Source organism: Pseudomonas putida (genome assembly GCF_050989985.1).
Taxonomy (GTDB): Bacteria; Pseudomonadota; Gammaproteobacteria; order Pseudomonadales; family Pseudomonadaceae; genus Aquipseudomonas; species Aquipseudomonas putida_AI.
This window is the reverse complement of sequence record NZ_CP158815.1, coordinates 2085053-2101390: the sequence shown is the minus strand read 5'-3', so window position 1 is coordinate 2101390 and position 16338 is coordinate 2085053. Positions and strand designations below refer to the sequence as shown.

Annotated in this window: 11 protein-coding genes; 6 read left to right on the top strand and 5 right to left on the bottom strand. The window is 60.4% G+C overall.

The genetic code is table 11. From position 1 onward, the window contains the following. The first annotated feature begins 19 nt into the window (after positions 1 to 19). Both ABTV29_RS09820 and surE read left to right on the top strand, forming a co-directional pair. Positions 20 to 1399, top strand: a complete 1380-nt coding sequence (locus ABTV29_RS09820; protein ID WP_433769886.1) for a DUF1329 domain-containing protein — start codon at positions 20 to 22, stop codon at positions 1397 to 1399. Between the two features lie 81 nt (positions 1400 to 1480). Further along, complete coding sequence (surE, locus tag ABTV29_RS09815; protein WP_433769885.1) at positions 1481 to 2458, top strand: 5'/3'-nucleotidase SurE; 978 nt, start codon at positions 1481 to 1483, stop codon at positions 2456 to 2458. A gap of 144 nt (positions 2459 to 2602) precedes the next feature. On the opposite strand, the gene ABTV29_RS09810 is transcribed toward surE, so the two are convergent. From ABTV29_RS09810 to ABTV29_RS09795, 4 genes are all read right to left on the bottom strand, one after another. Further along, positions 2603 to 7780: a ParB N-terminal domain-containing protein gene (locus ABTV29_RS09810; RefSeq protein ID WP_433769884.1), complete on the bottom strand. Its 5178-nt coding sequence runs from the start codon at positions 7778 to 7780 to the stop codon at positions 2603 to 2605. Between the two features lie 339 nt (positions 7781 to 8119). Beyond that, positions 8120 to 9175, bottom strand: coding sequence for a 3,4-dihydroxy-2-butanone-4-phosphate synthase (locus ABTV29_RS09805; protein WP_433771811.1), 1056 nt, complete (start codon positions 9173 to 9175; stop codon positions 8120 to 8122). Positions 9176 to 9240: 65 nt separating this feature from the next. Next, positions 9241 to 10167 carry an alpha/beta hydrolase gene (locus ABTV29_RS09800; protein ID WP_433769883.1) on the bottom strand — a complete coding sequence of 309 codons (927 nt, stop codon included), beginning with the start codon at positions 10165 to 10167 and terminating at the stop codon, positions 9241 to 9243. Then, complete coding sequence (locus ABTV29_RS09795) at positions 10154 to 10993, bottom strand: SDR family NAD(P)-dependent oxidoreductase (RefSeq protein ID WP_433769882.1); 840 nt, start codon at positions 10991 to 10993, stop codon at positions 10154 to 10156. Before ABTV29_RS09795 ends, ABTV29_RS09800 begins: the two co-directional genes overlap by 14 nt. 146 nt (positions 10994 to 11139) lie before the next feature. Between ABTV29_RS09795 and ABTV29_RS09790 the strand changes: the two genes are divergently transcribed. From ABTV29_RS09790 to ABTV29_RS09775, 4 genes are all read left to right on the top strand, one after another. Further along, entirely contained in the window at positions 11140 to 12183 is a 1044-nt protein-coding gene (locus tag ABTV29_RS09790) for a Rieske 2Fe-2S domain-containing protein (protein ID WP_433769881.1), read from the top strand. A 133-nt stretch (positions 12184 to 12316) separates the two neighbouring features. Further along, complete coding sequence (locus ABTV29_RS09785; RefSeq protein ID WP_433769880.1) at positions 12317 to 13447, top strand: helix-turn-helix transcriptional regulator; 1131 nt, start codon at positions 12317 to 12319, stop codon at positions 13445 to 13447. A 98-nt stretch (positions 13448 to 13545) separates the two neighbouring features. Continuing rightward, positions 13546 to 14124, top strand: coding sequence for an ADP compounds hydrolase NudE (gene nudE / locus ABTV29_RS09780; protein ID WP_433769879.1), 579 nt, complete (start codon positions 13546 to 13548; stop codon positions 14122 to 14124). A gap of 945 nt (positions 14125 to 15069) precedes the next feature. Beyond that, positions 15070 to 15237, top strand: a complete 168-nt coding sequence (locus tag ABTV29_RS09775) for a hypothetical protein (protein WP_433769878.1) — start codon at positions 15070 to 15072, stop codon at positions 15235 to 15237. A 64-nt stretch (positions 15238 to 15301) separates the two neighbouring features. Here ABTV29_RS09775 and dmpG read toward each other — a convergent pair whose 3' ends face one another. Further along, positions 15302 to 16336 (bottom strand): 4-hydroxy-2-oxovalerate aldolase, encoded by a 1035-nt coding sequence (gene dmpG, locus ABTV29_RS09770; RefSeq protein WP_433769877.1) that lies wholly within the window; start codon positions 16334 to 16336, stop codon positions 15302 to 15304. Positions 16337 to 16338: the final 2 nt, after the last annotated feature.

Here is a 16338-nt window from a genome sequence, read left to right as displayed (position 1 = left end):
CCAATCGGAGGAGCACAGCATGTCCAGATTCACCCAAACCTTATTGTCCACGGCCTTGACCGTCGGCCTGCTCGGCAGCGGCCTGGCGCAGGCCAAGGTCAGCGAACAGGAAGCCGCCCGCCTGGGCCAGGACCTGACCCCGATGGGCGCGGAAAAGGCCGGCAACGCCGACGGCAGCATCCCGGCCTGGAGCGGCAAATGGCTCGGCCTGCCACCGGGCCTGAAATTCGACGGCCCGGGCTCCCCCTACCCGGACCCGTACGCCGCGGAAAAACCGCTGTTCGTGATCGACGCCAAGAACATGGACAAGTACGCCGCCAACCTCACCGATGGCCAGAAGGCGCTGCTCAAGCGTTATCCCGAGACCTTCAAGATCCCGGTCTATCCGAGCCACCGCGACTTCCGCGTCGATCCGAAACTGGTGGAGGCGGTGAAGAAAAACGCGCTCACCGCCGAACTGGACAACGACAACAACGACACCAAAAACGCCTGGGCCGGTTCGCCCTTCCCGATCCCGAAAAACGGCAGCGAGTTGATGTTCAACCACACCCTCGCCGGCCGCGCCGCCGCCGAGGAAGCCAACTACCGGCAGGCGGTGGTGTACTCCAACAAGGAGCGGGTGATCGAAGAGGTCAACTACAAGATCTTCTCCCTCTGGTCCGATCCGAATAAAACCCTGGAGTCGTCCAATGGCATCCTCACCAACTTCCTGATCACCACCCTGGAACCGGTGCGCAAGAAGGGCGAGATCGTGGTCGGCCACGAGTTCATCAACCCCACCGCCTCGCCGCGCCAGGCCTGGCAGTACAGCCCGGGCCAGCGTCGGGTACGCCGCGCGCCGACCGTGGGCTACGACTCGCCGACCGGTGCCGGTGGCTTCCGGGTGTACGACGAGGACCGCTTGTTCAACGGTGCGCCGGACCGCTACAACTGGACCATCGTCGGCAAGAAGGAAATCTACATTCCGTACCACAACTACAAGATCGACGATCCGAGCGTGAGCACCGAGCAGATCCTCGACACCACCGGCCACGTCGATCCGCAATACATGCGCTATGAAAAACACCGGGTCTGGGTGCTGCAGGCAACCCTCAAGGAAGGTGCCCGCCATGTGTACGCCAAGCGCGTGATGTACCTGGACGAAGACACCTGGGCCGCGACCCTGGCGGATAACTACGACAGCCGTGGGCAACTGTGGCGCACCAACATGCAGACCTCGATCTACGCCTACGAGATGCAGCGTTACCACGCCCGCCTGGGGATCTACCACGACTTGATCGCTGGTTCCTATCTGGTGGACCGGATGTTGATCGATCAAAAACCGGCGAAGCTCAACGCCACCAACTTCACCGATGACGAATTCACCCCCGGCAACCTGCGCAAACTCGGCACCCGCTAAAATCCACCACGCCCCGACCGATGCATTCGGTCGGGGCTTTTTTATGCTGCACTTTTTATCGCTGCATCAAGGACCTTTCTTATGAACAAACTGCTCACTGCCGCCCTCGCCGTGGCCGGCGTCGGCCTATCACTTCAGGCCAATGCCCTGAACATCCTGCTGACCAACGACGATGGCTGCCGTGCGCCCGGCATCGACGCGATGTACCGCGCCCTGACGGCCGCCGGGCATCAGGTGACGCTGGTTGGCCCGTTGAACGACAGCAGCGGCATCAGTGCCGCCAGCGTAGTGATCCCCGGCCAGGCCCTGGCGGTGACCGAACTGGCGCCAGGAAAATTCTGCGTCGGACCACCCCAGGGTTATGCCGCACCGGCCGGCAAGACCTCGGCCATCGGCACGCCGGTGGACGCGGTCAATGTCGGCCTGGATGTGATCCTCAAGGACTCGCCGCCGGACCTGGTGGTGTCGGGGAGCAACTTCGGCGAAAACGTCGGCCCGCTGACGCAGATGTCCGGCACCCTCAACGCAGCGGTACGGGCGATGTTCAAGGGGATTCCGGCGGTGGCGGTGTCCACGGCCATCGACATGGACCTGATCATGCGCGACCAGCAGGCCGGTTATCGCAAGACCCTCGGGGCAATGGACGATACGGCGCGGTTTGCGGTGAACGTCATCGACCACGCAAGCCGCGCCGGCGCCGACGCCAGAAAAGCCTGCGCCAGCAGCAAGCAGCAGTGCGGGCTGAACATACTCGGCCTGCCAGGCACCAGCGGCCTGAACCTCAACTACCCGCCCCTGCCACCCAGCGAAGTCAAAGGCCTGAGCTTCGCCCCGATCGGCAACTGGGACCGAGTGAACTTCACCGCCCAGCGCGGCACCGACGGCACAGTCCACGTCAACCTGGCCCCTCCCGCCGCACCCACGGCCGCCCAGCAGAAGGCCGATGCGTACCAGTTGTGGCAGGGACATGCGGTGGTCACCGTGATCGACGGCAACATGACCGCGCCGGATGCCGTGCAGGAGCAGGCGAAGGAGATGTTGAAAGGGGTGAAACCTTAAAGCGCAGAACCTGCAGGGGCGAGCCCGCTCGCGATGGACGTCAAGGATGGCGCGTGCTGCCTGAATGCTCGCGGTGTCCGGATGTTTTTCGCGAGCAGGCTCGCTCCCACAGTTGATCATCGGTGACTAAGCCGCCGTCATCATTCAATCCACGAGGCGATAAGGCACCTTTTGCAAGCCCAGTTCCCTGGCTGCCTGCAATCGATGATTGCCATCCCTGATGACGAACTTGCCTTCTCCAATGGAACTGATGGCGACCGGCGGGAGAAGAACGCCATCCCTGATCCCCTGCTTCGCGCGCTCCAGCCGCTCAGGAAAGAGGTCATTGCGCCCCAAGGCAACATCGAATGAATTGACCGTCGGTTCTGTCCCCTGGGGCGTTCGCCACGTATCAATTTCCTGGTAGTCGTATCTTTCCGGTACGTACCAACTCGAACCGTCGCCTTCACGCAAGAACAAGGTTTTCTCTTCCGGGACCCAGGCTACGTAGGACTTGCGCCCGTCCTTCCAGGTGTACACATAGGGAACGCCTCCGGCAAAGGCCAGGTCGTCATCGATAGCCGACTCGACACCTGCTGGCAGCGTTGATTTGTCCGTGGCTTTCCAGCTCTTCGGCGTGATCCGGCGCATCTGCTCTATATCCGCCATCAACAGGTTGGACGCCGGGTCGTGGACTCGCAGTTGCACACCGGGGTTATCAAACGCCTGATAGAAAAACGGGGACGCGGGGTCACGGGTCCCAGCTACCCACACCTTGGCCTGGACCACTGTGCCGGGTGCTGGATGATCGTGGAGGATGCTGTTGATGATCCGGCTTTCCACACTGGGCGAGCCCACCATCGCTGCGCTGCTGCTCCCTTCTGCAAGCGTTGGCAGAGACAATCCCTGGGCATCTACGTAGGGTTCTCCCGCAAGGCGCTCAGCCGATAACCAGCGTTGTCCATCGCTCTGCGCAGTGTCGAGCAAATCGAATCCAGCGTAATGCACCTCGGTCTTGCCGTCGGCGAGCCGCACCCAGGCAACGGCCGAATCTTTCCCGTCGTTCGCTGCCCGCAGTCGTTGCACTGCACTACGGGCGCCCCGCGCGGTGACGAAGTCCGTCGGGGAGAATGTGGCGTTTTTTTTGAGGAGCTTGTTGAGTGCATCCGCGAAGAACTTGCTGTTTGCCTCCAGAACGTGCGGATCAACCGGAAGACTTGCCGGCCAGGCCAGGCGCTCATCGATATAGGTATTGAAGGCTACGCGAGGGCGTACGGCGTACATGATCGCCTGCGCATCCGTCGTGTCGTACTTGAATCGGCTCCCTCTGCCGAGCAGATAGTCCGGAATGCTGTTTTCCAGGAGCAGTTTTTCCAGTTTATCGAAGCTGTTTTCGAGAACGACGGTATTCGGAAACATCCGATAATGTGCATTGGCGTTCAGAGCACCTCGCATGGCCACGGCAAGCTCTTCCTCGTCAGTCTCAGGAGGCCTCGATCCGTCCAACACATCGTCCTCGATGTCGACACGCTTCATCGTTACAGGCCCATCGGCGGGCACTTCCCCGAAGTAAAACTTGCCGGTGTCCGCCTCCGTGACGATCCACGGTTTTCCGGTGTCGCCATGCTCAGCAAGGAAGGCACTGATCTCGCGGGTATCGGGAATTCTCGCGTCAATGCCTTCAGTGATTCTGATCTGCTTGAAGTCCGGGCTCCCCCCCATGATCGTCGCGCTGATCTGGTCACGGTAAATTGGCGAAATATCGGAGCCCAGGCTCTCGATTTCATTCGCCGCCACAGGCTCCAAAACTCGATTTTTTCCTGTGTAAATCTTTCCTTCGCAGACAAAGGCAAAGCTTCCCGGGGCAGATGTAAAACGCGCCTGACCAAACCACGGCATATAGTCCTTGCGATCAAAATTGATCTCTGTCGTGAAATTTTTCGTCTGAAAACTGCGCAAGTCCGTAGCACAAGGAACAAGTTCGATTTGTCGCTTCGAACGGCATGGGACAATCTCGAGCGTCCTGGTCGGGCGCGCACCGTTCGCCTTATCGACTTCCCGAAAAAGTAGCGAGCCATCATCAAGGCGATAATTTGCGACGACCAGACCCTCGGACGTGAGGGTCATCGAATGCGTATGCTTGTCAATCAGCCAACTCTTCGCCGGCCAGGGATTTTGATCCGCGATGACGTAACGCCCCTGCACTTGCTGCACAGCAATCGTGTCATGCACCTGGCTGGACAATCTGCCGTCGTGGCTTATTTTCGCCAGCCGGGGACCGAACAGCCGGCCGCTGGGAGCATCCAGCAGGTAACTGTTGCCCATCGCATTCTGGCCGACAGAGACATTGGGCATGCCGTCGACTATCTGTTTTGCGCTGACCCGGCCAGGGTCCGTTTCCATGTTCCTCAACAGAGCAACCGTGTCGTCCGGACGGATCCCCCGAAGACTCTTGAACGCCTCGGCGCCTCGCAGTGCCAATGAGCGAGCTGCACCAGTCAGTCCAACTACCGCCTTCGAACCCAGCTTCCATACGCCTTGAACAATCGTTCCCACACCGTCAGCGGGATTCAAGCTGGCAATCATCGAAACAGCCGACTTTCCCAGCAACTTGCCAACCTGCGGCATGGAAATGCGCAACGTTGCACCCGCGCGAGCAACCGCAATACTGCCTTTGGCACCGGCAATTGCCGGGCCGAATATCCCTCCGGCGAACCCCACAAAGCCCAGCCCGCCAAATACCCGAGTGAGTCTGTTATCTGATTTGAGATCCTCATACCAGGCGACCGGATTGAATATATCAACCACCACACGGACAATCCGCCGGGTGCTGTTTTCTCCCGTGATATCGCGTTCCAGTGCCGTCTCCCCGATCACGAAAGCGCGAAACTGATCTTTTGGAAGTATGTAATCCGCGATTATTCTCGCCCGGCTCTCAAAATCATCATGAGAAGGTACCGCGTCAATCGGCAGGTCAAAAATGGTCGTGGACAGAGCGCTTATATATTCAAAATCATGCTCTGAACTCCGAGAGTCTTGCAGGCGTCGAATAGCCATATCTTTAGTTTGAATGGCATAGTCTCTTGTCTTTGCGCCATAGGACGCTTCAATCCGAAAAGCGATATCCTTGTCAACGGCCTTGTCCTTCGGGCGATAGAACTTCAAGTTGCCGTAAGCTAAAAACTGTCTATCTTCCGTCGAACACTGGACAAATGACTTGGATATAACAGTACCCACGCTGCCCACATAATCTTCTATATAGGGGTCAACTTTATCTTCCTTCAAAGTTTCAATATCCGTAACGCTTTTTTTACCACTGCGGAACACGCCCCAAATTCCTTTGAGCCTGCGAGTTGCAGATGAATGGATTACCCATTCAGAAGGATCCTTGAGGCCTCCCGACATATAAACGTCCAGAATGTGATATCCCTTCCAGGACGCCAAAATCGGAATATCGCTTAGATTGCCCCGGGGATCCTTTTCAGGCCTCAGGTACATGCCCTCAAATTGGTCAGCATCCGAATAACCCAAACCATTGAAGCCAAGGCATGATGTCAGCGTTTCTCTCGACACATCTTTCCAGGAAAATTTCGTGTGGAGCGTGGTGATCGCCTTCTGCAACGAACTTCCCCACGCGTGATAGGCATCGATTGCCCTATCGATGTCTTTGGACGATGGTGCCCCCGCTTTATCCAGCCAAAGAACGCCGTTTGCCAATGCCCATTCAAGAACCGGGGCGATGGCCGCTGATGCCATGAACTGGCTGACGCTTTCAGAGGCAGCCGGCTCTGTCGCGAGGCTGATCAATTGCTCGTACCCCATGCTTCGCGATGAGCCCGGCGCCAGGAACTCCGCAAGCTCTACACCTTGCCTGAACACCACCCAACCGTGAGAACGGAACGCAAGCGCCCCGGGTACATCTCGAACCAGAAGGTCCGGCGACACACTGGCCAGCAGAGCATGCGCGACCAGAGGCGCGGATGCTGCGCTCGCTTTGCCGACGCTCAGCAGATGCGCCTCGAACTCGTTGCGTATCTCTGTATAGGACTTCCTCTGAAGATCCCCGCGCAACCATCCATCCGTTATCCCCACGTCCGTCGAGGTTGAATCCATGTAACGGATCAACGCCAGCAGCAAAAGCTTTTCACTGACGGAGCGCGATGTCCTTTCCTCACCAGACCCGCCGTACCATCCGATGGCACTCAAGAGTTTCTTCGCCAACCGCTGCGATCTGGGCGAGTTGAGTATCTTTTCCAACAACAAATCCGGTGTTGCGCGAAGCTCGCTTTCTGTCTTGCCTGAAATGACTGTTTCGCCGAGGTAGTCCATACAGGGCAATGAATGCTCGGAGAAAAAATCACCCATCACCGCTGCCATCTTTCTCCAGTCTTGCGCCGTTGGTTCCCTCTGCGGCAGCCGTCGATAGTCACCCAGCCGGGAAGCCGCCGGAACGCCATGGCTCAGGCGCCTGAGGACATCGTTTACCTGTGCATCAGTGGCAGGAAGAGGTGATGAAGGGTCTTGATACGTCAGCAAGTCAGCGAGCACGACTGTCCCGTCGTCACGAGATTCGCGGCCGGTTTTGGCGAAGGAAGACGCGGGATCCAGATCAATGCGCCGCGCCCGTCCCTTTATGTCCGTCGCCACGCTACCGTCGCGGGCAATTTCCGCCAGCGCCTGCCTGAGCTTGTAGCGATTGTTCTGGTTACCAATGGCTTGCATTCGATTTTCGAGTCCTGCCCGAAGCTCCCGGTCGTGCGATGCCATGGGCACCAGCGCACCCGATAGCAAGGTAAACAGCAGGAAATCCTTGCCATTGCCGCGAATATGCAGAGCGATCGTCGTCGCTTCCTGCTGCGTCGTGGGTGGCGTGTATCCGTAAAAGGCCAACACGACTTCGTAAGGGTAACTTTTGTGGCGCGGCGACTGCTCCCCCGGAGCCCCTGTCATGCCGGGAAAGGAAAGCCCGATGCCCTTCGGGTCGAGTCTTCCCGCGGCATCGACGATCTGGTCCTGCTCCCATCCCCAGCCATCACTTTGGTTGGTAAAACGCTGCGTGGAAGTATTCCCGTCCCTGGTCACGCTTGCGCAAATTTGCCCGTGACGAACAGATACCGTGGCCAGGTTGATACCCGCTTCCTTGATCCAGGCCAGAATTGCTGGTTGCTGCCAGGCCTTTTCGTACAATTTCGCCACCAGGCCGAACGGCGAATCGGGTGATCTGATCACAAAGGTGTTATAGCGCGGTGTAGTGAATGGATTAGCGGCGAGGACATCCATCACCTGCCCTGCTTCCATGGCACTTTCAAAACCATTCTCTGTTTGCGATATACGCAGTTCCATATTTCAACTCTCCTTGTTTGTCTTGAAACTCCCAACTCCATGGAAGTATCAACAGCTAATTCCAGTAGCTCATTCAAAAGCCACCGAACTAACTTATTCTGTTTAACAACATTAATTACAACCAACCTTTCTGATTCAGCAGACTATCCAACAGTAACTTTTTACCTGTCAGCTTTATGCAATAGCCGAATATTTTTCCATCAACCAATTATTCAATTGAAGTAACAAGTCCCCTGTAGGAGCGAGCTTGCTCGCGATGAGGCCGGCACATTCAACATCAATGGTGCCTGATACTCCGCCATCGCGAGCAGGCTCGCTCCCACAGGTTTTGTATTTGACTCAGGTTTCGGGTTGGTACGGTACGAACTCGGAGACTTCCAGATCAAACCCGGACACCGCCTTGTAGGGCACGGGCGAACTCATCAGGCGCATTTTGCGTACGTTCTGGTCGCGCAGGATCTGGGCGCCGATGCCCAGGGTACGTTGCGGAAACTGTGGGGGGCGAGGTTTGCCGCCGCTGCTTTGGCGCAATTGTTCGAGCACGCCGTCGGCGGTTTCCTTTTGCGCCAACAGCACCAGCACACCACAACCCGCCTCTGCAATGCTCGCCAGCGAACGCTCCAGCGTCCATTGCTGCGGCCCGCCTTCGCTTTCGCAGCCCAGGGCGTCACGCAAGGTCTCGATGCTTTGCACCCGCACCAGAACCGGCTGGGTGCTGTCGATCCGGCCCTTGACCAGTGCCAGGTGCAGTGCACCTTGATAGGTGTCCTGATAGGTCGTCACGCGGAACTCGCCGTGGCGGGTGTGCAGCGGATACTCGCCGCCACGCTCAATCGTGCCTTCATGAAGGATGCGGTAGTGGATCAGGTCGGCAACGCTGCCGATGCGCAACTCATTACGACGGGCAAACGCGTGCAGCTCGGCACCACGGGCCAGCTCGCCCTCTTCGTTGAGAATCCCCACCAGGGTGGCCGCCGGTTGCAGGCCCGCCAGACGTGTGAGATCGCACGCGGCCTCCACATGCCCGGCACGTTGCATCACACCGCCAGGCAGCGCCTGCACCGGAAAGATATGCCCCGGCTGCACCAGATCCGCCGGACCGCTGGCCGGATCGACCGCCACCTGAATCGAACGCGCCCGATCCGCCGCCGAAATGCCGGTGGACACCCCGGTCGCCGCTTCGATGGAACGGGTAAAGCCCACCCCATGCCGGGCCCGGGAGTTGGGCACCATCAGGTCCAGCCCCAGCGCGCGGCAACGTTGCTCGGTCAGCGCCAGGCAGATCAGGCCCCGGGCCTGTACCGCCATAAAGGTGACCGCGTCGGCCCCGGCATGCTCGGCGGCCATCAGCAATGAGCCTTCACCGTTGTTTTCGTCGTCGGTGATGACCACCATTTGCCCGCCGGCAATGGCCTCGATCAACCGCGGTACGCTGTCGAAAACCACCTGCGCCGCGCCGTTCAATTGAGTGCCCTGCGCAGGTCGGCCGCCGCGTCGGACAACGCCTGTGCCGCCTTCTCGACAAAAGGCGCCATGCTGATGAAACCGTGAACCATGCCTTCGCAGCGTTGCACCCGCACCGCGATCCCCGCCGCCAGCAAACGCCGGGCGAAGGCCTCGCCCTCGTCGCGCAAGGGGTCGAATTCAGCGCTGATCAGCGTCGTCGGCGGCAAGCCCGCCAATGAGTCGGCGCGCAAGGGGGAGGCCAGGGGATCATCCCCCTGCCCGGTGTCCTGCAGATACTGCTGCCAGAACCAGTACATCATCGCGCTGCTGAGCAAATAGCCCTCGGCGAAGTCCTCATAGGACTGGCTGTCGCAACGGGCATCGGTGACCGGATAGAACAGGCACTGATAACTGATCTTCGGCCCCTGCCGCTGCGCCGCCAATCGGCTGACCGCCAGCGCCAGGTTGCCGCCGGCACTGTCCCCGGCCAACGCCAGCCGACTGCCATCAACGCCCAGGGCGGCGGCATTGTCGACCAGCCAGCAGGTGGCGGCATAACAATCGAGCGGCGCTGCAGGGAAGTGATGTTCGGGGGCCAGCCGATAAGCCACGGACACCACCACCGCCTCCGCCTGACGGGCCAGCGAGCGGCAGAGATTGTCGTGGGTATCGAGATTGCCCATGACAAAACCGCCACCGTGGAAAAACACCAGCAGCGGCAGATTGTCCTCCTCCACGGGTCGATACAGCCGTGCATCCAGTTCGCCGTCCGCGCCGGGCACCCGCAGGTCTCGCACCTCGATCATCGGATCGCCGGAAATGGTCGGCAGCAGGTTGTCGGAAAATTGCCGGTACTGCACGGCGTCCACCTGGCTGAAGTCGGGCTGCGGCATGTCGCGAAATGGCTGAAGCACCGTCGCGATCTGTTTATCCAGCGGCATGGGCATCGTCCTCTACATCGGTCATTTGGAACTGTGGGTTGGTCTCTTGCAGGATGCTGTGCACCCGGCGCTCCAGGGCCGGCTTGAACCCTTTGTGGGGCAGGATCCAGAAGCGTTTTTCCTCGATGGCGGCGAACACCTGGGCGGCCAGTTCAGCCGGTGTCATGCCCTGGCGAATGGTGCTGTCCAGCAACTGGTTGAATGACGCACCGGCTGTGTCCGCGACCTGGTTCGAGGCCATGATTTCACTGGCCACCGGCCCCGGGCACAGCACCGAAACCGTCACCGGCGAGCCGAGCATGGCCAGTTCGTAATGCAGGGTTTCGCTGAGCGCGACCACCGCCTGCTTGGTCACGTTGTAGGGCGCCATCAGCGGGCTGCTGACGATCCCGGCCAGCGATGCGGTGTTAACCACATGCGCGGCCCGGCCCTGGCTCAGCAATAGCGGCATGAACGTGCGGATACCATTGATCACCCCGCCCAGGTTGACGTCGAGCATCCGTTGCCATTGCGCTTCGGTAATTTCCCAGCTGAAGCCGGTCTGCATCACGCCGGCGTTGTTGAACAGCAGGTCCACCCCGCCAAACTGCTCGACGGCCCGGTCGCGCAAGCGCTCGACCTGCCGCACATCGCCGACATCGGTGACACAGGCAATCGCCCGGCCACCGGCAGCATTCAATTGCTCGCACAGGGCCTGCACGCCCGACGCATCCCGATCCGCCAGCACCAGGCGCATGCCCAGCCCCGCCGCATGTTGTGCCAGGCCACGGCCGATGCCGCTGGCGGCCCCGGTAATCACCGCCACCGGCCCTAGTTCATTACTCATCGCCAACTCCTGCCATGGGTCCAATGGCGCCAGTAGAGCGGGCCGGGGTTTGCCGGCCATCGTCCATTCAGACGATGCCCGCTTTTACAGGGGCGGCAGAATCCGTTACATGCGCCAAACCCGTGATCCCTTGGGAGAATAATAAGATGAGTACCCTGCACCGCATCGAAGCCAAACTGCTGGAAGACCGCTACGCCCGTGGCTGGCACTGCCTGGGCCTGGCCGCGCAATACCGCGACGGCAAGGCGCATCGCCTGGAGGTGTTCGGCACCCGGCTGGTGGCCTTCCAGGGTGAAGACGGCGAGCTGCATATCCTCGATGGCTACTGCCCGCACATGGGCGCGGACCTGAGCACAGGTTGCGTCGAAGGCAACTCGATCCGCTGCCCGTTCCATGCCTGGCGCTGGGGTGCCAACGGAGTGTGCGATGACATTCCCTATGCCAAGCGCATTCCGCCACGGGCCAAAATCAAAAGCTGGCCGATCATGGAAGAAAACCAGTTGCTGTTCGTCTGGAACGACCCGGAAGGCAACCCGCCACTGCCCGAGCAACGCATCCCGCGCATCGATGCCTGCTTCAGCGACGAATGGGCCGCCTGGGAAGTCGCCGAATTGCAGATCGGCACCAACTGCCGCGAACTGATCGACAACATCGCCGACATGGCGCATTTCGGCACCGTGCATGGCGCGCCGGTCGACGAGTTCATCAACGTCTTCGAAGGCCACCTGGCCACCCAGATCATGAAGGCCCGCAGCGAGCGCCTGTCCGGTGACAGCGTGCTCAGCACCGAGGCCACCTACTTCGGCCCGGCCTACCAGATCACCGAGATGACCGGCGCGATGAACGGCCAGCCGATTCATTCGATCCTGCTCAACTGCCACGTGCCGATCGACCTGGACAGTTTCACCCTGCGCTATGGCGTGCTGGTGAAGAAGATCCCGGGCTTGAGCGAAGAACAGAACCAGGCGATGGCCAAAGCCTACGTGCAGCAGGCACAGGCGGCTTTCTACGAAGACGTGGCGATCTGGCACAGCAAGACCCGTGTCGACAACCCGCTGCTGTGCGACGGCGATGGCCCGGTCTATCAGTTGCGCCGCTGGTACGAGCAGTTCTACACCGACGTCGCCGCGCTGTCGGCGGATGTGGCCGAGCACAAGAAGTTTGTCGTGCGCGCCTGCGAACGGGCCTGAATCGCGGCCCTTCGCGCTCCAGTGGCCTGACCGGCAGCCGCCCGTCAGGCACAGGGCCCCAGCGTTGCAAGGAGTCGATCACGGCGCTTATTCTCGGCCACCGCCAACGCTAATAATAAAAATGGTTTTACCTATGCAACAAAGCCTCTGCCTCGATACGTTCAGTGATTTGATCGGCAACCTTTATCAGGGCCCGCTGGAAACCATTCCATGGGCGACCTTTCTCAATCAGCTCAACGTGTACCTGCAAAGCAAGTACGTGACCTTCATCCTGCGTCCGCCCAGCGCCCACGTGGACGGCCTGATGGTCAACACCACCGGCACCTCGACCGAGGCGACCGCGTCGTACAACACGCATTTTTTCAGCCTCGACCCCTTTGTCGACCTGCCCAACCGACAGGTGGTCACCCTGGCCGAGTTCGTCTCCAATGCCGACTGGCAGCAGTCGGAGTTCTACAAGAATTTCCTTGAACCTGTGGACGTGTTCCACATCCTCGGTGCCGACATCAACACCAGCGACGGCGCGCAGTGCCGGATTCGCATCAGCCGCGGGCGTGACGAAAAGCCCTTCGGCAACGAAGAAAAGGCCTTGCTGACGCATTTCATTCCGCATTTGGAACGCTCGATCAAGATCCACATGCAACTCAACCGCATCGAAGCCGAGCGCAACCTCTACGCCGGTGCGGTGAATCAGATGGCGGTGGGCACGATCATTCTCGATGAGGCGGGCAAGGTGCTGCAGACCAATCAGGTCGCCGACCGGCTGATTGCGGAAAAGGACGGCATCAAGCTGGTCAACGACGGTTTACAAGTCGGCACCGCCCGTGACACCCAGGAGTTCCGGCGCCTGGTCAAGCAGTCGCTGCTGTCGCAGAAACGCAGCAACCCGTCGGTGGTCGAAGCCATGCGCGTGCAACGGCCATCAGGCAAGGCCGACCTTGGGATCATCGTGCGCTCGGTGCCGTTGGCCGACTGGAGCGAAGGCAAGCAGTGCCCGACGGTGGCGATTTTCATCAGCGATCCCGAGCAGCAATCCACCGCGCCCCAGGAGATCGTCCGGGCGCTGTTCGACTTCACCCCGGCGGAAACCCAGCTGGCGATGCTGTTGGCCAACGGCCTGACCCTGGACGAAGCATCGGAAGAGCTGGGCATCAGCCGCAACACCTCGCGGGCGCATTTGCGCTCGACCTTCTCCAAGACCGGCGTGACCCGCCAGACCATGCTGGTGCGCCTGATCCTGCGCAGCGTGGCGACCCTCGGCTAACCGCCACCCTCCTCCCATCGCCGCCCTCGTCCGCTCGGACGATGGCGGCCGCTTTTGTACGGCGCACAGTGTCGTTATCCCAAACGGGGGCCTGACCCATGCGCCATTGTCCAACCATCCTCAAGACCGAACTGCTGGCAGAGAGCGGCCACTTCCAGATCGAAGCCTTGCACCTGCAATTCAGCAACGGCCAGCGACGGGTCTATGAACGCCTGCGCGGTACCGGGTATCGCTCGGTGATGCTGGTAGCGATGCCGGATCCTGCACATGTGCTGCTGGTGCGCGAGTATGCGGTCGGCGTGGAAAATACCATTCTCGGCCTGCCCAAGGGCGGCGCCGAACCCGACGAAGATTACCTGCAGGCCGCGCAGCGCGAGCTGGGCGAAGAAGTCGGACTGCGCGCCGCACAGCTCACCGACCTGGGCGAGCTGACACTGGCGCCGGGGCACCTGTGTCACCGCTACCGGGTGGTGCTGGCCGAACACTTGAGCCCCTGCCAACTGCAAGGCGACGAACCCGAAGCCCTGGAATGCCTGCGGGTCCCCCTGGCCGAAATCCCCGCCCTCGTCGCCTGCGGCGAACTCAACGAAGCCAGAGCCATTGCCGCCCTGTTCATGGCCATGGGGGCGCTGGCTCAGCGCAATAAAACCGCCACATCCAAAATCAATGGAGCCTGATGTTCCGCCATCGCGAGCAGGCTCGCTCCCACAGGTTCAGTGGCTGTACGCCAATTCTGCGGCCAACAAAAAACCAATGTGGGAGCGAGCCTGCTCGCGATAGGGCCGGCACATCCAAAATCAATGGCGCCGGACACTCCGCCATCGCGAGCAGGCTCGCTCCCACAGGTTCAGTGGCTGTACGCAAATTCTGCGGCCAACAAAAAACCACTGTGGGTGCGAGCCTGCTCGCGATAGGGCCGGCACATCCAAAATCAATGGTGCCTGACACTCCGCCATCGCGAGCAGGCTCGCTCCCACAGGTTCAGTGGCTGTACGCAAATTCTGCGGCCAAAAAAAAACCAATGTGGGAGCGAGCCTGCTCGCGATAGGGCCGGCACATCCAAAATCAATGGTGCCTGACACTCCGCCATCGCGAGCAGGCTCGCTCCCACAGGTTCAGTGGCTGTACGCAAATTCTGCGGCCAAAAAAAAACCAATGTGGGAGCGAGCCTGCTCGCGATAGGGCCGGCACATCCAAAATCAATGGCGCCGGACACTCCGCCATCGCGAGCAGGCTCGCTCCCACAGGTTCAGTGGCTGTACGCCAATTCTGCGGCCAACAAAAAACCACTGTGGGAGTGAGCCTGCTCGCGACAGGGCCGGCACATCCAAAATCAATGGAGCCTGATGTTCCGCCATCGCGAGCAGGCTCGCTCCCACAGGTTCAGCGGCTGTACGCCAATTCTGCGGCCAACAAAAAACCAATGTGGGAGCGAGCCTGCTCGCGATAGGGCCGGCACATCCAAAATCAATGGCGCCGGACACTCCGCCATCGCGGGCAAGCCCGCTCCCACATTGGATCTGTGCAATGTCGGTTTGATCGGCTAGTCCATTCGGACGAAGCCTGCGCCCCTCCCCGGCAATACCCTGCCTCTACAACAATAAAACCGTACCGAGGCTGTCATGCGTAAAGCCACTTGCGCCCTGTTCATCATCGTCTGCGCCGGCAGTTCCGCCAGCCTGTGCCAACTGTTCAAGAATGAGGCCTATCGACCGGCCACGGCGTATTTCAGCTGTTCGAGCAACGCGATGAACTGCTACCCGCCGCTGGTGCGCAATCTGCTGCCTTGAGCGGCAAGATCACGGGCATAAAAAAACCACCGGATCATCGGTGGTTTTTCATTCGCCGCGAGGATCAGGTCGGCAACACACCCCGCGACCGCGACAGGGTCAGCGCCAGGTCTTCGATCATGTCTTCCTGACCACCCACGGTACCTCGACGCCCCAGCTCCACCAGCAGCTCGCGGGCGGCGATGCCGTATTTCTGTTCGGCACGCTTGGCGAACAGCAGGAAGGAACTGTAGACCCCGGCGTAACCCAGGGTCAGCGCATCGCGGTCGAGGCGAATCGGCTCGTCCATCATCGGCACCACCAGGTCTTCGGCCACGTCCATGATCCGGTACAGATCGACGCCACTGTTGACCCCCATGCGCTCCAGCACCGCCACGAACACTTCCAGCGGCGTATTGCCGGCCCCCGCACCAAGCCCCGCCACCGAGCCGTCAATCCGCGCCGCGCCGGCCTCGATCGCGGCCAAGGAGTTGGCGATGGCCATGCCCATGTTGTGGTGGCCGTGGAAACCGACTTCGGTCCCGGCATTGAGCCCGGCGCGCAGGGCACCGATTTTCTGCGTCACTTCATCGGGCAGCATGTAGCCCGCCGAGTCGGTGCAGTAGATGCAGTTGGCGCCGTAGCTCTCCATCAACCGCGCCTGCTCCAGCAGTTTTTCCGCGCTGACCATGTGCGCCATCATCAGGAAACCGACGGTGTCCAGGCCCATCTTCGCCGCCATGCCGATGTGCTGGCCGGAAACGTCCGCCTCAGTACAGTGGGTGGCCACGCGAATGGTCGAGACCCCATGTTCATGGGCCATTTTCAGATGGTCGAGGGTGCCGATCCCCGGCAACAGCAGCGCCGAGACCTTGGCCTGCTTCATCTTCGGGATCACCGCGGCGAAATATTCTTCGTCGCTATGGGCGGGGAAGCCGTAGTTCAGCGAAGCACCGCCCAGGCCATCGCCATGGGTGATTTCGATCAGCGGCACGCCGGCCGCATCGAGACCGGTGGCCACGGCGATCATCTGTTCCAGGCTGATCTGGTGCTGTTTGGCGTGCATGCCGTCGCGCAGGCTCATGTCGTGCAGACGGACGCGCTTACCTTGCAAATTCATCG